Here is a 22,076-nt window from a genome sequence, read left to right as displayed (position 1 = left end):
AATTTTTTTGTTATTTTTGATACCATCTATGCGTATCATAAAAATATTCCTGTTCCTGTTAACCTTCAGTCAGGCGGCATTTGCAACAGATGCTGCGTTGGCGAAGATCCTGGCCTCTCTTAGTTCTGAGCAAAGAACGTTATTGTATCAATATGGCACCTTGAATACCTGGGCGAGTCCTGCGGAGGCAGACAGTTTCTGGCGCGTGCATCAGCCGGCGTTGGGGGCTATTTCGCCTGAACAGGGTAAGTTGCTGGCAACAGAGTTGCTAACGAATACTGAACTGACCTACACCATTAAGAAGCCTTCCCGTTTGCAGGCGCTCAGGGGCGTGTTTACCGCTTCGAGGCTGTTGCTGGGGCTGGCGGCGCTGGTAGGGGCTTTTGCGGCCGTGCAGTTGATTGGCCGGTACCTGCCGGGCGCCTGGCAATGGCTGGTGCGGCATCTGTATCCCTTTTACCGGCGGTTATTTTCGCCGCAGATGCTTAGTTGGGAGCTGCTGATAGTAGCGCTGGCGGGCATTTACTGGGGGCCGCTGATCCCGGAGCTGATCATCCGTACCATTGTGATCCACGTAGCGTTGGTGTTGTTTTGGACGCAACTAACGGCCATCCTTACACGCCGTTATTTTGCAAAGCAGTATACGCATATCATCCTGCAGAGTTTTGATCATTATAACACGCCGATGCAGGCTTTTTTATATGTATCTGTGCCGGCGACCCTTACTTCGGCCGCGATATTGTGGGTAATGCAGGTATGCGCGGATGTGTGGTATCCGTATGAGGTGATTGTGCCGGCGATGATAGGGATATTTACGTTGCCGCCATTGCGGAGCATGGAAAAGGCGTTGAGCCGTTTGCTGTTCCCTTTTACCTACGAGCGGTTACGGCCCAAAGATCAGCGTGCAGCCACTTACGTGCTCATTTCCCTGGTGGTATGGGGCGTGTTGTTACTGCTGCCGGTGGTGCTGAAAGAGGCCTTGCTGATGCTGACGATTTTCCTCACAGGCGCCTTGTTGTTTATTTCCATCGCAGACGTGATCCACAGCGGTGGTAAAAATTATATCTGGCTGCAGGTGGTTACACTGGGCTTTCTTTTCGGGGTAGTGGTAACAGGATCGCAACTGGGCATGCTGTTACTTACCTGGACAGGCATGGGCGGGTTGCTGGTGTATTTGCTGATCAAGTACTGGGAGCTGCCGGTAGTGCTGGGTTGGAGCTGGAAGGATAAGAAGGCGTGGGGTGCGCTGGGCATGGCGGTGCTGATATGGGGCATTGCCACATTGATCCGTTCGCGGCCGGAATGGTTTGCGTTATTCCCTAAGATTTAGCGAAGAATTTAATGTAAAAGTGTATTTTTGCGCTCCTTATAGGCACCGCATTTAATTAATTTAAGATACGCGCAGATCCGAAAACGTACTGACAAGGCTTCTCAGGGCCTCCAAGGCGGGAGTAGGGTTTGCGTTTTTTTTGTGTTTCCCCTTTTCTTTTTTTTCTCCGGAGATATTTTTTCGACAGCTAGTACTAACCACGTTGATGGACGATATACCAGTAACGGGGACGTTTTTTTATGAACGGTTATGAATCCCCCGGAAAATGTAATACTTTTATTAACTGTACTTTATACGCTTAATCGATTTATCAAATCACGTTATGGTGAAAACACTCGCATTTTTGGCCCTGCTGGGCATCGGCGGCGGCGCTGTGGCACAACAAAAGGCTCCGTCTTATCCTTTGATCACGCATGATCCTTATTTCAGTATCTGGTCGGCTACCGACGAATTGAATGGCAGCACCACCAAACACTGGACCGGCGCGGCTCAATCGCTCACTGGGCTGGTAAAGGTAGACGGCGTTACCTACCGCGTGCTGGGACAGAACGAACAGAGCTACCAGGCCATAGCCGCTACCAGCGATGAAGCGCCTTACCAGGTGAAGTATACTGAATCCGCCCCTGCGGACGACTGGATGGCGTCCTCCTTTGACGACAAAGCCTGGAAATCAGGAAAAGCGCCATTTGGCGATAACGTGGCCTCCGGCGGTACCCGCTGGGAAAGCAAGGAGCTGTGGACCAGGAGAACCTTTGACGCGGGCGACCTGAGCGCCGCGGAGTTATTCCTGAAAATCTCTCATGATGATAATATTACCGTATACCTCAACGGGGAGGAAATTTACGGGCATAAAGGCTGGCTGAATCAGTACATCTACAGGCCAATACCGGATGCCGTAAAAAGTAAGTTAAAGCCCAAAGGCAACGTACTGGCCGTACACATCCTGAACACCGCCGGCGGCGCCTTCCTGGATGCCGGCATTGCGCGTTTGGTACCTCCTCCGGGCAACAAAGGCATAGAGAAAGGAGTTCAGACAGCGGTGAACATCAACGCCACCCAAACCAGCTACCAGTTCACCTGCGGCAAAGCAGATGTAACCCTCACCTTTACCTCGCCCTTGCTCATGGACGACCTGATGCTGCTGTCGAGGCCCGTTTCTTACATCTCTTATAAAGTAACGTCCAACGACAACGCTGCCCACAAAGTGCAGGTATACTTTGGCGCCTCTACCAACATCAGCGTAAACGTGCCCGCACAGGCCGTAACTACTGCTAAATATACCAACGGCCAGCTCTCCATATTAAAAGCCGGCACCAAAGAACAACCGGTGCTGAAAAAGAAAGGCGACGACCTGCGGATAGATTGGGGTTATATGTATGTAGCCACACCCACCGCCACACGCCCGGTACAATATATCAGCAACGCCGGGGATGCCATGGCCGCATTTGCCAACGGTACTACCGCCAGCACCAAACAGGACAAGCAACTGGTGCTTAGCACCGCTGTGGACCTGGGCACGGTAAACGCCACGCCGAAAGAGCAGGTGTTCCTGCTCGGCTACGATGATCTTTACGCTTTGCAGTATTTCAATACCAACCTGAAAGCATGGTGGAAAAATGATGCCACCCAAACCATCGATAAACAACTGAATGCCGCTTACACTGGTTACGCTTCCATCCTCGAAAAATGCGCGAAATTCAATGCGCAGCTGTATAAAGATGCCGTAAGCGCCGGTGGTGAAACCTACGCCAAACTCTGCGAACTGGCCTACAGACAAGCGATTTCCGCGCACAAACTGGCTAAGAGTCCGCAGGGAGATATCCTGTTTCTTTCCAAAGAAAACTTCAGCAACGGCTGTATCAATACGGTAGATGTTACCTATCCATCGGCCCCGCTGTTCCTGCTCTACAACCCGGACCTGCTGAAAGGCATGATGAACGGCATCTTCTATTTCTCTGAAAGCGGCAAGTACACACAACCTTACGCTGCACACGACCTGGGCACCTATCCACTCGCCAACGGACAAGCCTACGGCGAAGGCATGCCAGTAGAAGAATCCGGTAACATGCTGGTGCTGGCAGGCGCCATTGCCCGCGCAGAAGGCAATGCGGACTACGCCAAGAAACACTGGAAAACGCTCACCACCTGGGCGGAATACCTGCTGAAAGAAGGCTTTGACCCCGCTAACCAGTTATGTACTGACGACTTTGCAGGCCACCTTGCCCGCAATACCAATCTTTCCCTGAAAGCGATTGCCGGTATCCGTTCCTACGCCATGCTGGCTAAACAGCAAGGGCTTACCGACGTAGCCACTAAATACGAAAACGCCGCCAAAGAAATGGCCGCCAACTGGGTGAAGCTCGCTGATGATGGCGATCATTTCAGTCTTGCTTTCGAAAGCAAAAACACCTGGAGCCAGAAGTACAATATGGTATGGGACAAAGTGCTCAACTTTAACCTGTTCCCTGCGGCGGTATACAAAAAAGAAACAAACTTTTACCTGACTAAACAACAGCATTTCGGGCTTCCACTGGACAGCCGTAAGACCTACACCAAATCCGACTGGATTATGTGGACAGCTGTACTCACTGATAACTCTTCCGACTTTGACGCCCTGGTAGCGCCTTTATACACCTATGTAACGGGCACGACTACACGGGTACCACTGAGCGACTGGCATGAAACAACTGATGGGAAGATGGTGGGATTTCAGGCGAGGAGTGTAGTAGGAGGGTATTTTATGAAGATGTTGGATGCGAAGTTTAATCCTTCGTCAATTTCTTCTAGGTGATTTGCATTGCGCCCTTTCTGCGTTGCGTAGAAAGGGCGTTTTATATATTCATTTCAATTGATGTGGATAAATTATTCAAAATGAGTTTGGAAGTAATTTAGAAATTCCTATCTTTGCACTCCGTTAAACAAAAAAGAAGATTCCCTAGCTCAGTTGGTAGAGCAATACACTTTTAATGTATGGGTCTTGGGTTCGAGTCCCAAGGGGATCACCATCAGGAGTAAAACAAAGTACTCTTACGTAATTCAAACCTTGTAGAAGCTGATTCTACAAGGTTTTTTTGTTTTTAGGGGTAAAGATGTGGGGATCAAGTTCAAAACTTGGGATGACTAGAACTGGTAATTTTTATTTTAATGTATTACGTTTGAGATTCAGATTTTGAGCATATAAACTAATAGTTCATTTTTTGTACAGTAAAGGTCACTGGAAAGTTTCAAAGCCTATGCGGTGTAGACTGGTAATTCATCAAGCACTATTATATAATTCTTACTTTTTTGCTTAGGACCTATGTGCGGATTTTTACAAGAAGTTGTTAATAGCTTATCTCGCACAGTATTTCATTGAGCAAATTAGAATAATTATAAAGAATGTTATTAATATTTTTTATAAGAAGTTAAGCGCGAAGGTAACAATTAAGTCTATTTTTCTTTTATAAACGATGTATTTATCGTTATATTAATGTACATTATTTACAAAAGAATAGCTTCTTTGTGTAACCTTAACTACAAAGAATAGTTTATTAGATCAAACGTTAGAAAAAACTATATGAAGCTGACATAGAATATAGCTTACTTTCAATTTGAATCGAATTTATCCTAAAGAGTAACTATTTTATATTTACAAGCCTCGAATTTTTAGTGATATCAGGAAAATCTTAGTACTATGGAATTAATAGCCCAAAAAGTAAAGAAAGCCTTAAATAAAGCCTACCTCAAAGAAAAGGTAAGTCGGGATAACATCAATGTTTTAAAAGAGAATCTGTCTAAGTTATTTAGTAGCATTGGGCGTGTAGGAGATGAAGAACATCTTAAATCTCAATTGACATATTTCTTACGTGATACCTGGTATAGAGACAAATACCAAATTAATCCAATAGGGAAAAATGATTTGGGGATTCACAGCGGGAAATCTGTTCAGGAACCCTTATCTGCAATTATTGAGGTTAAGAGTATTACGAATACAGTTGAAATGCTCAGTATAGATAAGCCTAATGTTAAAGCTTTACATGAATTGATTTTATATTATTTTAATGAGAGGCTGGTTAATAGAAATAATATATTGAAGTCACTAATAGCTTCTAACATCGAAGAATGGTTTCTGTTTGATGCGAATGAGTTTGATAAAAAGATTTTTCGCAATTCAAGAATTAAAAAGTTATATGAATTAAAAAAAAGTGACAATAAAGATAATCCTTTCTTTTATGGAGAATTAAAAAATATTTTGGATGATTCGGATATACATTTGGAGTGTACGGTATTACATCTAAGAGACTTTAAAAAGGCAGCTTTAAATAGTAATGAACTGGATGATGATAAGCTTATTCCGCTTTATAAAGTATTATCTCCAGTTCATCTTATTAAGGAAAAATTTGCAAATGATAGTAATTCGTTGGATACGCGATTCTATTCGGAATTACTTCACATAATCGGATTAGAAGAAATAAAGGAAGGCGGAAAGAAAATAATTAAGCGTAATGGGAAACCTGATAATGCTTCTCTATTAGAGAATACAATCTTGAAGCTGAATGATCGTGATGCGTTACACTATATTAAAAATGTTTCTGTCTATGGCATTAACAGTGAAGAGCAATCTTTTCACATAGCGCTAGAGCTATGTATTACTTGGATAAATAGAATTTTGTTCCTAAAGTTACTCGAAGCTCAATTATTTAAGTATCATAAAGGTGACAAAGCTTATCACTTTCTCAACAAAAGATTTGTCGGTGATTTTGATCAATTGAATAACTTATTTTTCCAAATCCTGGCCGAAAAACCAGATAATAGAAGAGTTGAGCTTAAAGAAAAATTTAAGTTTGTTCCTTATCTTAACAGTTCCCTCTTTGAGCGAACAGAATTAGAGCGACAGACAATTGACATAGGGAGCTTAGACAATGATATGTTGTTGTCATTTCACAGTGCTACTGTGTTAATGGATAGTGATGGGAAGAAAAAACGTGTCGGTAGTTTACTTACACTTGAGTATCTTTTTGAGTTTCTAGATGCTTATGATTTCACTAGTGAAGGAAGTGAAGCTATACAGGAGGAGAATAAGAACCTCATTAATGCTTCCGTATTGGGACTTATATTTGAGAAGATTAACGGATATAAAGATGGCTCTTTTTTTACACCCGGGTTCGTGACGATGTATATGTGTAGAGAAGTTTTACGCCGTGCAGTTGTACAAAAATTTAATGAAGTAAATGGATGGGAATGTGATGGGTTAGAATCTCTTTATAATAAAATCGTTGATAAAAAGGAAGCAAATAAAATAATAAATAGCATTACGATTTGTGATCCAGCGGTAGGATCTGGCCATTTCCTGGTTAGTGCCCTGAATGAAATGATTTCGATTAAAAGTGAATTGGGTATATTGTTAGACAAAGATGGTCGGATGTTGAGAGATTATGATATTGAGGTTGTGAACGATGAGTTAATTGTTTCTTCGGACGGAGAAGTGTTTGAATATCATTTTAATAGTAAAGAGAGTCAGCGAGTACAAGAAACTATTTTTCATGAAAAGGAAATCATTATTGAGAACTGTCTTTTCGGAGTAGATATAAATCCTAATTCAGTAAAAATTTGTCGACTTCGCTTATGGATTGAGTTGTTAAAAAGTGCATACTATAAGCCCAGTGACAGCGATCAACAGTCTCAACTGGAAACATTACCAAATATAGATATTAATATTAAGTGTGGCAACTCGCTTATAAGTCGTTTTGCATTCGATGCTGACCTACAGCCAGCATTAAGGAAGAGCAAATTTACGATCGATTCATATAAAAATGCGGTTCAATCATACAAGCATGCACACAGTAAATCTGAGAAGCGTGAAATGGAAGATTTGATTAAAAACATTAAAAATGATTTTAGAAAAGATATACAACTTCGTGATAGTAAGTTCAAAACTCTACAAAAACTTAGAGGTGAGTTATTTCAACTAACCCAAACTCAGGATTTGTTCGGCTCAACCCAAAAAAAAACTAACGATTGGAAGAAAAAAGTCGAGCGGCTATCAATTGAAATCGAAGAGCTAGAGATAGAAGTTGAAGAGATTCGGAATAACAAGATTTTTGAGAATGCCTTTGAATGGCGGTTAGAATTTCCTGAAATATTGAGCGTTAATGGTGATTTTATGGGTTTTGATGTTGTAATAGGAAATCCACCATATGTTCAACTACAGAAATTGAATGATCTAGATAAAAAAGCTTTAGAACAGCAAAAATTCGAAACTTATATAGGTAAGGGAGACCTTTATCAACTTTTCTATGAGCATGGAATAAACTTGCTGCGCCCCAATGGACTATTATGTTATATTACCAGCAATAAATGGATGCGCACAGATTATGGGAAGGTCACACGTGCCTATTTCTCAAGAAAATGTAATGTTAGATTTGTTGTAGATTTTGGTATGGCTCAAATGTTTGACAGTGCAACAACCTACACGAATATTCTTCTATTAAATAAGGAAGTCCCTGAGACCTCTATATTAATGTGTAGAATAGGAAACGACTATGACGTAGCACAATCCTTAGATATTTACGTACCTCAGAATCTTGTATCTATTGACTATCCCGTTGAAGGCGGTAGCTGGATTGCATATGATGAACAAGAATATGAATTGATAAAACGCATTGAGGCTGTTGGGAAACCATTGAAAGATTGGGATATACAAATAAACAGAGGGATATTGACAGGTTATAACGAGGCGTTTATTATAAGTACGGAAACCAGGAATGAGCTAATTGCGGCAGATGCTAGGAGTGCGGAAATAATTCATCCCATATTGAGAGGAGAGGATATCCAAGCTTATAGTGTCAATTGGCCCGGGAAATGGATAATCGGGACTTTCCCTGCCTTAAATATTAGAATAAGTGATTACCCTGCTATTGAAAAGCACTTATTAAAATATAAGAAGCGTTTGGAGCCTAAGCCCAAAAAATATATGGGAAAATGGGAGGGGAGGAAAAGTGGGTCTTACGAGTGGTTTGAAACACAAGACAGTATTTCCTACTATCGGGACTTTTTAAAACCCAAAATCATTTATCCTAATATGACCAAATATCTACCTTTTGTATACGATAAACACCAGTTTTTTACCAACGACAAATCCTTTATCCTTACAGGAAGTTCCTTAAAATATCTTATAGCCTTTTTCAATTCTAAGATATTTCGATTTGCTTTCAAAGAATATTTCCCTGAGCTACTAGGTGAATCGCGTGAATTGCGCAAAGTTTTTTTTGAAACAATACCCGTACTGCCCGCTCAAGATGAGGATTGGTTTGAAGAGAAGATAAATTTGTTGCTTGAAATAAAGGCCCTAAATCAATCATCAAAGGAGATTGAAAATATAATTGACGAAAAATTTTTTGATCTTTACAATTTAACAGATAGAGACAGACTTCTGCTGCTTTCCCGTATTGACTTTCCTGAATTTTCTCGTAAATCTATCAATGCTCTATCAGTTTCAGAAAGCGAATAGATTTCTGTAAGAATCTTCTCCATTTCTTGCTCGATAGTTTGAGTTTCTTTGTTTTCTGATTTTAATAGTTGTATCTGAGCTACCAGTTGTTCAAAGATGACATTCATTTCCGCATCAATGGGCTTAATACTTAAAGTTTCAAAGAAGACTTTGCTTAATTCCCGTGTATCGCCTAGTAGCTCAGGGAAATATTCTTTGAAAGCAAATCGAAATATTTTCGAGTTAAGAAAAAGCTGTAAGGTAAGCAAGATTACAGCCAGTTATAATGAAGCATTTCTGGTTGGTAAAAAACTGGTGTTTAAATTATACATAATTCTAAAGAAATGGTTTACGCATACGTCAGAGTAAGTACTGATAAACAAACAAATGAAAACCAACGTTTTGAAATTAAAAGATTTGCATCGCAAAGGAAAATTAATATTTCTAAATGGGTAGAGGAAACAATCAGTTCTCGAAAAAATCTTAATGAAAGAGCTTTTGGAGTATTATTGAGAAAATTGAAACAGGATGATATCCTTATCGTTTCCGAAATATCCCGAATGGGACGGAATTTAATGCAGATAATGAGTATCTTAAACATTTGTATGGAAAGACAGGTAAAAGTATTTGCGATAAAAGAAGGATATGAACTTGGAGATAATATAAATTCAAAGGTCTTGGCATTCGCATTTGGACTTTCAGCAGAGATAGAAAGAACGCTCATTTCACAAAGAATAAAAGAGTCCCTTGCAAGATTAAAATCCGAAGGAAGAACGTTAGGAAGACCTACTGGTAGTAAAAAGAGATTTCCAAAGTTAGCGCCACACGACGGGTATATAAGAAAGCGGCTTGCTGAAGGTGCGAAGCAGATTGAAATTGCGCGTGCATTAAAAGTACACAGACATACATTAAAAGACTGGATTGATCAGAATAATCTTTTAGCTTGATCCTAACGGGACTATTTCAATAAGTGTGTAAACTTAAAAATCGGGGAATCAGGATAATAATTAGATTCTCACTCTTTTATCAAAAATAGTTAAAAATTGATTCAGGATCATGCCCCAGTTTCTAATGGGCATGGTCCATTTTTTTGACACTTCCCGTAAAGCCAGGTACACCGATTTAAGCACAGCTTCATCAGTTGGGAAGGACAGCTTGTTTTTGGTGTATTTTCTGATTTTGCCGTTCAGGTTTTCGATGAGGTTTGTGGTGTAGATGATCTGTCTGATCTCCAGGGGAAAGTCAAAAAAGACGGTCAGTTCCTCCCAGTTCTCACGCCAGCTTTTGATGGCATAAGCATACTTTGTACTCCATTTAGCATCCAGAGCGTCAAGAGCAGCCATGGCAGCCTGCCTGGTCGGTGCAGCGTAAACATCTTTCATGTCCGTGGTAAATTCCTTTTTATCTTTCCAGACTACATAGCGGCAGCTGTTACGTATCTGATGGACTACACAAACCTGGGTGGCAGATTGAGGGAAGACTGATTTTATGGTCTGAGTGAAGCCATTGAGATTATCCGTGGCTGTTATCAAAATATCTTCCAGGCCACGGGCCTTCAGGTCCGTAAGTACAGTCATCCAATAGGCGGCGGATTCGTTCTTAGCCAGCCACATTCCCAAAACTTCTTTGAGCCCATCCCGCTTTAGTCCTACAGCGATATAGACCGTTTTATTTACCACTTTACTGTTCTCTCGTACTTTAAACACAATGCCATCCATCCAGACTATGAGATAAACCGGTTCTAATGGCCGGTTTTGCCAGGCGACAATATCTTCCGCCACGCGGCTGGTTATACGGCTAATCGTGGCCGTGGAAACCTCAAATTTATATACTTCCCTTATTTGCTCTTCTATGTCTGATACGCTCATTCCCTTGGCATAAAAGGACACAATTACCTCTTCCAAACCTTGAGCCATCCCTTCCCGTTTAGGTACGATCATAGGGTTAAAACTGGCATCGCGATCCCTAGGGACTTTTATCTCAGATTCACCATAGCTGGTCTTAATCTTCTTCTTGCCATAGCCATTACGGCTATTAGCACTATCATTGTGTTCATGCTTATCATAGCCCAAATGGCTATCCAGCTCCCCTTCTAACATCTTTTCAATGCCCCGTTTCTGAATCTGGGCAAGAAAATCATTTAGCTGATCTGCTGTCCTAAACTGCTTCAGAAAGTCGTCTGATAAAAAATCTTCTGTCTTCATAAAACTGTATATGATTTAAAATTAAAAAATCGAGGTGGAAAACCCCGATTTTTAATATTTACACAGTTTATGAAATAGTGTCATCCTAACTTATTTTTCATTCGTACTCATGTCTTTCAAAGCAAGTAAGACATATAACGTCTTGTGTATAATCCTTATCATCAAAAAGTACATTTCCTTTACATTCTTTGATATTGCATTCTTCCCTTTTTACATCAAATGTTTGGTGGCAATTAGAACAAGATACTTTGGTTGAAGTAGGTTCATTAGGATTAAGAAAGGCCCATTTACTTTCAAGTGTTCCGTAGTCTTTGTCAATATCATGTTTACATTCAGGGCAGAAATACGCATGCCCCTTTATATTCAAAGATAAATGTTTTTGTAGTGAAATTCTGCCAATTAGGGTGAGAGCAAAATCTAAAAACTTGTACGAAGTCTTACTTTCGTAATCAACATCAATGTATCCAAATAATGGGTTTTTCAAAATATTTTTTTTAAGTTCTTTATGCCATGCGTCTTTTCCAAACCAAATCGTGAAGGTTTTTAAAATATTTTCTATAATATACTTTGTGGATATGTCTTTGAGAGTTGTTCCATGAACGGCTTTATTTCTTTTCTGTCTGACTTCCTCGATAAAGCTTATTAATTTGTTGTCTCTTGAAATTTTCAATGGCAGAGCACAAAATGTTATCAATAGTATCTCTCCGCCTATTGTATACAAACTATCAAAATCTTTGTCGGGGGATGAAGGTAAGGAGGCCATTCCTTTCGTTGTTTATCAATCAGCAAAAGCGGAGAAGTTTCGCAGATAACTGATTTCATTAGGCTTTCGATGGCCTGATGCAATAAAATCAATGCTGTGCGTAGTGTGCCGTGATGATGTTTCCATATAGTTTCAACAGTAACCTCTTGCCTAATTATCTCCTCATTGTAGTTAAGATAATTTTCATATATTTTGAATAGAAGATCGAAGGCTTGTGTTAAATTTTCTTTGGATATATTCTCAAAGTCTGACGTCATTGGAGGATTGACAATCATGGAAATTTTTATTTAGGGTTACAGCTTGCCTGAATTTTTATATTGATGCGTGTTTCCAGATATATATTTATACGAATGTAAAAATATTGACTTAAATAACAATACCATTTTTTTCAATTTTTTACGTTCTTGTTTAGAATTTATTTAGCCGAATTTTCCAGCTTTTCCCACGATATGGCCAGGCATATAGTAGGCTCCTTGGCAACCAGCTTATCCATACTGGCTACCTGGTTAAAGAAACTCTTTACCGAAATAATCATATCATGTTCCGCAAAGAACCATTTCGCCTTTTCAGTACCATCTTTTATATATCTTCCCATAACCAGTCCTTTAATACAAAAGTAGCAGTACCGGCAGGTTTCGTCATAGTCCAGCAGGATAGCATTCCTCTTGAAAGAAAATACTTCACAGCTATCGATAATAGCATTTTTTAATGAGTCAGAGAAAAAGGGGAGATGTACTTTTAAATCTTTGAACATTATCTCAAAATAATGCTGAACTTCCGGGGACATGGAGGTAACTGTATGCAGCATGTTTCAGCCACGAGGCTTTCTTTTCATAGCAATGCGTATGTTTTGGGATGATTCAATTGCCGTGAATATGGGGGAATGATGTTAATGACAACCAGCTATAGCAGTAAATTAAACATTTTTATAAAAACTAACAATCTGGCAATCCTGAAAAAAACTTCTCTCAAGCCCGTTAGGCTCACATCTGCCGAATTCGCAGGGATTAATGCCTCAACCAAGCTACTTGGTTCCTTTTTCTCCAGATGGAAGAGGTAATTTTTATTGTTTTGACATAAGTTTTGTTGATTGGGTAAGCGAAGTGGGGTGTAAAGGTCCATGGAACTGCTGAATGGTAACATAAAATGAGGAGCGCATAATTTTATTTTGCTCCACTTGATTTTTAAATTTATTCTCTTATCTTTATTAGGCTGGGTTGTTTCAATTGTGTTAATCTAACGCGCAGTCGCTTAAAGAACGAGTTTAGTCTACCCCGGCATTATTTAAGTAAATATTTTCAATTTATTAGCGCTTATAACAATAGCCTGTTACGACTGGTAGCGGTAGCTATTGATATTAATGACGTGATCTCTCTCTCATCCGCCATGAGCTACAGTTACCCGCTTCGGATGCCGGTGACCGGTAGCCGTATGCCTGCTTCCCCGGGAAATTCAATTTATTTTCATTTTACGCTTATTGTTATGATAGAAACAGTTAATAATATTAGCAGAAGTACCTTTTACAGTGACTTTGTAATTCCTGGTAAACCGGTATTAATAAAGCATGCCCTGAAAAAATGGCCCGCCCTGGAAATATGGAATTACGAATATTTTAAAAAATTTGGCGACTCACTGCAGCTGCCTATTAAAACCGGTGATGTTTCTAAAGGAAATAAGGTGATGATGTCATTGGCAAATTATACCGCATTGCTGGAAGGATATGAAAAACAATTGGCCGAAAAACAGCAGGTGTCGAATCCACCTTATTTACATGATGTGCCCATTTTCCTGCTACTGCCACAACTTAAGGAAGATGTGTCGCCTTTCCCTTCTTTCCTGCTGCCTTCCTGGTATGGAAACAACTGGTGGAAGTTTGTGCAGTTTTTTATGGGAGGCACAAACAGTCTTACCCCGCTTCACTTTGATACTTTATGTACGCATAACTTGTTCTTTCAGATACAGGGAAGCAAGAAGTTTTATTTGGTAGCAGCCAAGGACCGGGAAAAATGTTATCTCAACAGTTGGCGTTGGGCCAATGTAGATCTGGAGAATCCGGATTTTGAAAAATATCCGCTACTCAGAGAGGCAGAAAGAGGAGAGGTAATTGTGGAACCCGGAGATATTTTATTTATGCCTTCTGGTACGCTGCACCAGGTAAGAGGCCTTAGTTATTCAATATCTTTCAATATTGATTGGCATACACGACGTAGTGTACTCTCCGGCCTGGCTTCAGGACTCAAGGGAGCGCCATCTCAGAATGTGTTTTATAACAGTGTTGTTGCAACAGGGCTATACCTGGGCGTTCCTTCAAATTATCTTTTCAGGTATTACCAGTCTTATCTCAATTATGTGTCCTGAAAATTTAAGTTGAGAAGATACCTGCCGGGTATTTATTTTTTACTGTTTTCGAGGGTTTTAAGTATCTCCATTCCTTTTTTATTGCCAGGGTTCAGGGCCAGGGACTTCCGATAGCATTCAATGGCTAATTGTTTATTGCCTTTAATAGTATATGCTTCTCCCATACTATCATATGCGTTGGCTGATCGCGGATAATTTTTGACATTGTGACTGAAAATATCGATCGCATTGTCTATGTTATTCAACTCCAGTTGTTTGTATCCGCAGGAATTTACAAAATCTTCGCCAGGCATAATGTCATAGCCGAATTCCGTGGATAATTTTTTGAAGTGGTTAGCAATAGACTGATAGTCCGACATATTGGTCGTGTCGTCAATATTTACATACCAGTTAGCATAAATGAACCGTAGTCCGTCGTACATCGCTCTCAGTGGCATTGAAAAGTGATCTTCTTCTTTGTAGGCTTTAAAGTCCCATTTCAAATCCGGTCCGGCATGGTTTTTCAGCTGGAGGATTAACGAGTCCACTTTCTCTGTTTTTTCATCGCCGATCGAAAGGAATATTCTTCCTTTTATCGCCTGGTTCTTTTTCAGAAACGGTGTTACCTCAGATAGCACTTTGTTATTGCCGCCATAAAAGGCCGGACTCATAACAATATTGGACTGGAACAGTGCAGGAGCAGTGATTTTGCTATACACGGTAAAAAGACCTCCCAGAGAGGCGCCAGCCAGTATACGGAATGGTTGTACCCTATAATGCTTTTGCATATAAGGCAGCAGTTCATCTTTAATGAATGTGAGAAATTTAGCTCCTCCGCCGGTGGTGGCCAGGCTGCTATCTATTTTATCATTGAAGATAAGTGAGTGCACGGGTGTGAAATCTCTCCGGCGATCAGTATTAATGATGCCCACTATAATCATTTTGGGCATCCGTTCGCGGTTAGTAAGGTATTCTGCCAGCGCCACGCTATACTTGAAATGAACGTCTCCATCCAGCAGATATAACACTGGGTATGATTCAGAAGAGGTATTGTAGCCTTCGGGTGTATATATCCACAGCACTCTGTTTTCCTGTAGTGTGCGGGAGAAAATACTTACCTGGGACTGGTTGGTTGCCGGGATACTGTCATCTGTTTGAGAAAATGCCTGTTGACATACGGTACACAACATGATAGCCTGTATTAGAATAGTGTATAAAGTCTGCTTGTTCATCATTAGAATATCCGGTTTTAGTTTTTTCAGTAATTATTTATACTGCTATATATAATTACTGCTTATTTGCATTCAATTCGCAGTTCTAAGATAAGGTTATTTAACAGCAGAAGTGATGCTGTTGCAATATGTATTGATAATAGCTGCAATTTTTTCCGGATGAGTGTGGATGAAGAAATGTCCGCCTTCAAAGAGGCTGTAGCGGAAAGAAGCATGGGTAAATCTCTGCCAGTTGCCGATGTTACCGGTATTTTCTTCCTGGCTTCCCATCATGGCATAAATAGGGACATGGGTAACGAATGGATCAAATGTACTTTTCTCTGCTAATTCAAAATCTGCCCTGAGTATCGGTAGGTAGTAGTTCATCAGGTCTTCATCTTCCAGGAACTCTGGTGGTATACCACCAAGTGCAGTCAGCTTCTCGATAAAATCACGATCATCCAACAGGTGCCAATCCGTGTTATTTCGAATGCCTGGTCCGGCATTACCACTGGTAAAAAGAAATGCAGGTGGTTGAAGATGTTTTTCCAGCAGCTGCGTAACTGCGAGTGCCAGGTAGGCGCCCAAACTGTGTCCGAATATAATAAAGCGGGCACTATTCCGCCCGGCGCAAATCTGTTCATATATATCTGTTACTGCTGATTTGAAATCGTATAGCAGGGGAGAGGAGCTTCTTTTTCCTCTCCCCGGAAGTTCCAGCGGGACGACATCAAATGCAGTCAGTAGAGGTATCATAGCGCGGAAGGAATATATGTTTCCTCCGGCGAAATGCAGTAGGAATAATTGCGGTTTATCTGCTTTCATTATAATATTTTGTCCAGTCCGGAATTGGTTTTTGTGCTAGAGTGATAACAGACCCTGTTTTATGGCATACTTAAGCAGTCCTACCGTAGAGGTTACACCGATTTTTTCTTTTATGTTCTGCCTGAGCTTCTCCACAGATCTGATTCCTACGAAAAGCTGATCTGCAATTTCTTTATTACTTTTTTCTTCCCATAATAATATAAGGAGTTTAATTTCCCTTTCATTGAGGGAGATCAGGTTTTTATTATGCTGCTGCCGATAATAGAGCATTTCGGTAAAATGCCCGTTACGGTAAATTCTTTCGCTGGAAATGGTCAAAATGGCGTCAAGTAGTTCGTGTACCGAATCAGACTTTGAAATATATCCGTAGATGTTATGTTCGACCTGTTGATCTGCCGCAAAGTTTCGTACATTCTCAGATAGCATCAATATTTTTATATCGGGATGTTCTTTCTGTACCAGTCGCATGATGCTGTTCGGGTGCACATCCTGCATACGGGGATCGAAAATTAATATGTCCACCGTAGTATGCCTGAGCTTAAGCAAGAGTTCGTGGACCTCCGTAGAATGGATTATTTTATTTATTTCCCTATGTTCAAGCAGAAAACTCTTTAGGATTTCAGTAAATAGTAGTTGCTTGTCCAGGAGCGCCAGGGTTATCGGTTTCGGGTACATAGCATGAAAAGTTAAAGGACAATGGAAATCTCAATTGGCAAATGAATTATTCGGACTATTTGAATTTAAAGTAAGCTAACATAGCGGTCTTGTGATTGAGGCAAAGCATTGCCAATCAGGACGACTTTTATGCAATTTACTATCGGTTGTAATTCTCTACTTACATTTTTTTCTCCTGCTCAGGCAATTTTCAGCGATCCCACGGGCAACAAAATAATAGAGAGAAATTTACAAATTTTTTTTGAGAAAATTACTTCAGCATAGTTAAAAATGGCAGATATGCCACAAATATATTGTTGACAAGGATTGTGAATGAAAGCGAATACATAGATGCTTGCGTTCTGAAAATTCTATAGCTCCAACAGGGCTCATTAAATGGAATCGGGTATCAGTTGTCATATTCGCAATTGATTTTTTTTTCGTTAACGGGTTCTTTGAGGATAACCTGACCAACACTGTAATTTTTTCAGTTCGTGCACTGCTACGCACTCCTTCAAATAGCTTCCATAATTAATACAGTTGCCAGATCTGCAGTGGCAGCCAGGTAAAATAATTGTTATTTTGAAGCTTGCGATACAGGAATAAATATATGGTTTTTTCGCAAAAACCGTATTAATTTTTTCGTAGTGATAACATCCTGGGTTTTATCAGAGATGTTATTTTTACGAATAGGAATTAAAGTTTGTTCCTTACAGTAGCGATAGCTGTACCCGGACCATACGTCCAACCGCTATGGTCAGTCTGATCAGTTCAAAGGGGATCACAGGGTGGCCGCCACAGGATGACTGCGATCTGCCTGCAGTTTTGCAGATTCCCGGGGAGAATAACACCATCTTAATATCTACATATCCGTAGAAAGTAAATTTTTTTATATGTATCAACCATTGATTGCCCGCTTCCAGCAATGTAGTGTGCTGGTAATTGGCGACATCATTCTTGATGTATACCTGAAAGGGGCCAGTACCAGGCTTACACCGGAAGCACCGGTTCCTGTAGTAGATATACTGTCGGGTATCACTGCGCTGGGAGGAGCTGCCAACACTGCCATGAACCTGAGATTACTGGGTGCAGAGGTAACGTTTTGCAGTATTGCCGGTCAGGATAATAAAGGTAACAAAGCGATCTCGATGCTTAAGGCTGCAGGGGTTAATTGTGTAGTACTGCAACACGATAGCAGAAGTACCATTGTAAAAACCAGGATAATGGCGCAGGATCGGTTATTACTCCGTTACGATAAAGGAACGGAAAGCGCTATCTCCACTGAATTGGAGGTGGCGTTTATCGCCGCATTGGAAGAGCACCTGAAATACCATACCGCCATTGTTATTGCGGATTACAATAAGGGCCTTATTACACCAGCCATTATCAGCTATCTTGAAACTGCCTGTTCGGGAGACGAAAATTTCATAGCGGTAGATTCCTGTCGCCTGGATTGCTTCACCAATCTGCGTCCAGCCCTGATAAAGCCTAACTATAAAGAGGCGATGGAGCTGCTGGGGCAGCAGCGGAAAAATGTGGGAAGAATACAACAGGTGAGTGAGTTGGGGCCTGAATTATTTCGCAAAACGGGCGCTACCATCACCGCAATTACGTTGGATGAGGAAGGCGCAGTTATATTTGAAGGACCACAACCGGCATACCGCTGTTATGCGCATCCGGTATCATCGCCACAGGTAGCCGGTGCCGGAGATGTATATATCAGTGCTTTCACACTGGCATCTTTATCGGGCGCCGATGTTACTACCGCGGCGGAATTGTCTGCAGCAGCTGCTGCAGTGGCTATCAGTAAGAAAACAACTGCCAATTGCAACTTCCAGGAATTGAGAGCCTATCTGGCCATCAATGAAAAGTATGTGCAGGATCTGCAACAGCTGGAGTATATCAGCGAAATGTACAAAGGCCAGGGAAAAAAAATCGTATTCACCAATGGTTGTTTTGATATTCTGCATAACGGCCATGTAAGTTATCTCAACAGGTCCCGGGAGCTTGGCGATGTATTAATTGTGGGGATTAATACCGATGAAAGCATCCGACGGTTAAAGGGATCCACCAGACCCATCAATAATCTGGCCGACAGAATAGAAGTATTAGCCGGTCTGGGCGCAGTAGACCATATTATAGCCTTTGGTAACGAAACAGACGATACACCTATCCCGGTGATATTGGCAGTTAACCCACATATAGTGACTAAAGGTGATGACTATACGAAAGATCAAATGCCGGAAGCCACTGTGGTAGAAAATGTTGGAGGAGAAATAGTATTGATTCCATTGCTGCCGAACCGATCCACGTCACTCATACTCAACCGTATCCATGCAGGAAAAGCTAAGTCTGAATAAACAACAACCTTTTCGTAAAAACCGAAATTAAAACGGCGGAAATTTCTACGGATTGTCACCCATTCAGTTATTAAATTGTACTTCCAAGAAACTGAGTAACGAAAATCAGTTTCAACTTATGCCTCCCCGGGCCAACGTAGAGTAAGTTTGTTACTTGCAGTTGCGGTAGCTATGTTAACTATCTATCAAAACTATCTTTAAAATTTGTTAGTCTATATATTTCGTGCAATAGGTACGAACGTTGTTTGCATAATTAAGGAAACCTAGTCTATGTTAAATTGAATCGTTATGAGCATATTCCAGATTGGTTGGTATCTTATTTATACCAGGTCACGCCATGAGAAAAAAGTTTGGAGCCGGTTAGCAGATAAACAAATAGAATGCCTGCTGCCTATGAGAAAGACCTTTAAAAAATTACATGATCGTTGTAAGTATGTTGATGAACCCCTATTTCCTTCCTACATTTTTGTCCGCCTGGAAGATATAAAAAGCTATTATGGTGGTATGGATACGGAAGGCGTACTTTCATATGTAAAATGCGGAAAACACGCGGTGAGAGTGAATGACTCCGTGATTAATAATATTCGCCTTATTGCCGACAAAGTCGAGGATGTAGAAGTCTCGAGAGATTATTTTCAACCGGGACATCGCCTGGTAATCAGCCATGGTGCGCTAACCGGGGTTGACGGTGAAGTAGTGACATATAAGAATAAGCAACAACTATTGATTCGGGTGCAACTACTGCAACGAAGTCTCATAGTAACACTGCCCGAAGAAGCAGTACTGTCGAGGGAAGAATCTTCGTGCTACTCCTGCGTTACCAATGACCGTTTATAACGGATAACACACGATAACGGAAATCTGTTTACCCGAAATGGCATCGTACAATAATGAGCGTTATCCACGATTACAAAAGTATCATCCATGCCTTGATACAGCAGTCTGCTTTGTCTCCTATGCAGCCTGTTTATATTTTCCCAAACAATAATGAAGGCGTAGAATGTGAAATTACATTCGCTCAATTGCTGAAACAAGTGGAAACACTGTCGGCCAGCCTCAATATGCTGCAACTATACGGAGAAAGAGTATTGTTGGTATACCAGGAAATACCGGAGTTTATCACGGCTTTCCTTGCATGCCAGTACAGTGGTATTGTTCCCGTGCCGGTATATTATTTTCAAAGAGCCGCACAGTTGCAGAAAATATTGCCGGTTATACGGGATGCAGACGCCCGGACTATACTGTGTACTTCCAAAACAGCAGTAGTGCTGCAGGACTGCGTAAATAAGCATCCGGATACAGCACATCTGCGGATTGTCGTAACGGATGAACATAATGGCAGCACCGCAGTAAATGCACCTACGCTGCATGAAATTGCATTCCTGCAATACACTTCCGGCTCCACCGGCCATCCGAAAGGAGTGATTGTTTCCCACAAAAACCTGATCTGTAATCAGGCCGCTATTAAACAAACATTTGGCTGCGATAAAGATGCTGTCATTTTTTCCTGGTTGCCATTTCATCACGATATGGGACTTGTTGGGAATATACTACACGCTATTTATGCAGGATGTACAGCCGTGTTAATAACACCACTGCATTTTTTGAGAGCACCCGACACCTGGCTGAAGTATATCTCTAAATATAAAGCAACACACAGCGGCGGCCCTAATTTCGCCTATGATCTGTGTGTCAGTAAAATTGATAGTACTATCATACCATCCCTTGACCTGGCGGGCTGGAAAATAGCATTCAATGGCGCGGAGCCTGTCCGCTATACTACCATAAATCATTTTTCAGAGAAATTTAAAAGTGCTGGATTCAATGCCGCCTCCTTTCATCCCTGTTATGGATTGGCAGAGGCGACACTGATGGTTTCCGGCGCCAAAGGAGATAATATACCGCGCACCATTTTTATCAGGAAAGAAGTGCCGGCCTCCGGAAAAATATCCCTGTGTGAGGAAGAAGATGCTGCGTCTCAGCCGATAGTAAGCGCGGGGAGCATCGCCAGTGGTATAAAAGTGAAAATTATTTCTACACAAGCATATATAGAATGCGGGGAGCTGGAGGAAGGAGAGGTATGCATTGGTGGCGACAGTATAACCCGCGGATATTGGAACAGAGATAGCGATACGCTGTTTCATTGCCAGGGGGATGAGGTGTTTCTCCGCACCGGAGACCTTGGATTTATGTACCAGGGTGAACTTTATATTCATGGCAGAAGAGATGAAATGTTAATCTTACGGGGACGCAATATTTATCCGTATGATCTGGAGTTAATGATCAGCCAGTGCAGTGAATCCATTGAAAATAACGGAGTAGCTATATTCCCGTTACCAGGCTCACCAGATAAAATAATTGTGGCAGTGGAAGTGAAGCGCTCCGCAATGAATACCCTGGATGCAGATAGCGTTATCCGCGCGATCAGCGATCTTACAGGTGGTTTGTTAGGCATGGCCCCTCATGATGTACTCCTTGTCCGTCCGCATGGCATACCCAGAACAACGAGTGGCAAATTACAGCGGGTTAAGTGCGGTGTATACTATGCAACGGGCGCATTCGATATTATCAAATCTCTCGGGGAGCTGAAGTCAGACAGGGCAGAAAACGTATCTATGCCGGAACTGATCCCTCCTTCACAGGTGATTGAGCTGGGAGACTATGACATCATTTATAGATATCTCACTGCTATGATCGCCCATAAAGTTAAGCATATGCGCGACGATTCACCTGATGCTGATACAGAGCTGACAGCCATGGGAATCGATTCTTTGCGTGCCACTGATTTGATTAACACCATTAACAGGGAGTTGCATATTAATGTGGATATAGCAAAAATACTACAGGATAATACTTTGTCTGGTCTGATTGCCACCATTGAAGGCAAATTATGGCTGAAAGAGAATAACGTTTTTGAATAGGTA

14 protein-coding genes and 1 tRNA gene are annotated in these 22,076 nt (G+C 41.3%); 9 read left to right on the top strand and 6 right to left on the bottom strand.

The annotated features are described in order from the left end of the window. Nucleotides 1–28 precede the first annotated feature (28 nt). The 5 genes from QFZ51_RS21140 to QFZ51_RS21120 all read left to right on the top strand — a co-directional run bounded on the left by QFZ51_RS21140 (nucleotide 29) and on the right by QFZ51_RS21120 (nucleotide 9,745). Nucleotides 29–1,330, top strand: a complete 1,302-nt coding sequence (locus QFZ51_RS21140) for a hypothetical protein (protein WP_429048626.1) — start codon at nucleotides 29–31, stop codon at nucleotides 1,328–1,330. A 322-nt stretch (nucleotides 1,331–1,652) separates the two neighbouring features. Beyond that, nucleotides 1,653–4,121: a glutaminase domain-containing protein gene (locus tag QFZ51_RS21135; protein WP_429048625.1), complete on the top strand. Its 2,469-nt coding sequence runs from the start codon at nucleotides 1,653–1,655 to the stop codon at nucleotides 4,119–4,121. A gap of 138 nt (nucleotides 4,122–4,259) precedes the next feature. Continuing rightward, nucleotides 4,260–4,335: transfer RNA gene (locus QFZ51_RS21130), tRNA-Lys, on the top strand. A 668-nt stretch (nucleotides 4,336–5,003) separates the two neighbouring features. Then, nucleotides 5,004–8,819 carry a DUF7149 domain-containing protein gene (locus QFZ51_RS21125; RefSeq protein ID WP_429048623.1) on the top strand — a complete coding sequence of 1,272 codons (3,816 nt, stop codon included), beginning with the start codon at nucleotides 5,004–5,006 and terminating at the stop codon, nucleotides 8,817–8,819. Nucleotides 8,820–9,142: 323 nt separating this feature from the next. After that, on the top strand, nucleotides 9,143–9,745 hold the full coding sequence (locus QFZ51_RS21120; RefSeq protein WP_429048621.1) for a master DNA invertase Mpi family serine-type recombinase: 603 nt from the start codon (nucleotides 9,143–9,145) through the stop codon (nucleotides 9,743–9,745). A gap of 60 nt (nucleotides 9,746–9,805) precedes the next feature. Here QFZ51_RS21120 and QFZ51_RS21115 read toward each other — a convergent pair whose 3' ends face one another. From QFZ51_RS21115 to QFZ51_RS21105, 3 genes are all read right to left on the bottom strand, one after another. Continuing rightward, the gene (locus QFZ51_RS21115; protein ID WP_429048619.1) at nucleotides 9,806–11,002 is read right to left on the bottom strand and encodes an IS256 family transposase; all 1,197 of its coding nucleotides are present in this window, start codon (nucleotides 11,000–11,002) and stop codon (nucleotides 9,806–9,808) included. Nucleotides 11,003–11,099: 97 nt separating this feature from the next. Next, nucleotides 11,100–11,765, bottom strand: a complete 666-nt coding sequence (locus tag QFZ51_RS21110; RefSeq protein WP_429048617.1) for a hypothetical protein — start codon at nucleotides 11,763–11,765, stop codon at nucleotides 11,100–11,102. A gap of 415 nt (nucleotides 11,766–12,180) precedes the next feature. Further along, nucleotides 12,181–12,519 (bottom strand): hypothetical protein, encoded by a 339-nt coding sequence (locus tag QFZ51_RS21105; protein ID WP_429048615.1) that lies wholly within the window; start codon nucleotides 12,517–12,519, stop codon nucleotides 12,181–12,183. A 728-nt stretch (nucleotides 12,520–13,247) separates the two neighbouring features. Between QFZ51_RS21105 and QFZ51_RS21100 the strand changes: the two genes are divergently transcribed. Continuing rightward, nucleotides 13,248–14,123 carry a cupin-like domain-containing protein gene (locus QFZ51_RS21100; protein WP_429048613.1) on the top strand — a complete coding sequence of 292 codons (876 nt, stop codon included), beginning with the start codon at nucleotides 13,248–13,250 and terminating at the stop codon, nucleotides 14,121–14,123. 32 nt (nucleotides 14,124–14,155) lie between these two features. On the opposite strand, the gene QFZ51_RS21095 is transcribed toward QFZ51_RS21100, so the two are convergent. From QFZ51_RS21095 to QFZ51_RS21085, 3 genes are all read right to left on the bottom strand, one after another. Continuing rightward, a complete protein-coding gene (locus tag QFZ51_RS21095) occupies nucleotides 14,156–15,337 on the bottom strand; it encodes an alpha/beta hydrolase-fold protein (RefSeq protein WP_429048611.1) in 1,182 nt (393 codons plus the stop codon). A 93-nt stretch (nucleotides 15,338–15,430) separates the two neighbouring features. Continuing rightward, nucleotides 15,431–16,138, bottom strand: a complete 708-nt coding sequence (locus QFZ51_RS21090; RefSeq protein WP_429048609.1) for a thioesterase II family protein — start codon at nucleotides 16,136–16,138, stop codon at nucleotides 15,431–15,433. Between the two features lie 36 nt (nucleotides 16,139–16,174). Next, entirely contained in the window at nucleotides 16,175–16,813 is a 639-nt protein-coding gene (locus QFZ51_RS21085; protein WP_429048607.1) for a response regulator, read from the bottom strand. 872 nt (nucleotides 16,814–17,685) lie between these two features. Here QFZ51_RS21085 and QFZ51_RS21080 point away from each other — a divergent pair. The 3 genes from QFZ51_RS21080 to QFZ51_RS21070 all read left to right on the top strand — a co-directional run bounded on the left by QFZ51_RS21080 (nucleotide 17,686) and on the right by QFZ51_RS21070 (nucleotide 22,073). Continuing rightward, the gene (locus QFZ51_RS21080; RefSeq protein ID WP_429048605.1) at nucleotides 17,686–19,152 is read left to right on the top strand and encodes a PfkB family carbohydrate kinase; all 1,467 of its coding nucleotides are present in this window, start codon (nucleotides 17,686–17,688) and stop codon (nucleotides 19,150–19,152) included. Nucleotides 19,153–19,440: 288 nt separating this feature from the next. After that, nucleotides 19,441–19,989 (top strand): UpxY family transcription antiterminator, encoded by a 549-nt coding sequence (locus QFZ51_RS21075; RefSeq protein WP_429048603.1) that lies wholly within the window; start codon nucleotides 19,441–19,443, stop codon nucleotides 19,987–19,989. A 53-nt stretch (nucleotides 19,990–20,042) separates the two neighbouring features. Next, nucleotides 20,043–22,073, top strand: coding sequence for an AMP-binding protein (locus QFZ51_RS21070; RefSeq protein WP_429048602.1), 2,031 nt, complete (start codon nucleotides 20,043–20,045; stop codon nucleotides 22,071–22,073). Nucleotides 22,074–22,076: the final 3 nt, after the last annotated feature.

Source organism: Chitinophaga sp. W3I9 (assembly GCF_050434025.1).
Taxonomy (GTDB): Bacteria; Bacteroidota; Bacteroidia; order Chitinophagales; family Chitinophagaceae; genus Chitinophaga.
Note: the sequence above shows the minus strand (reverse complement) of the source record. Positions and strands in the feature narration are given on the sequence as shown.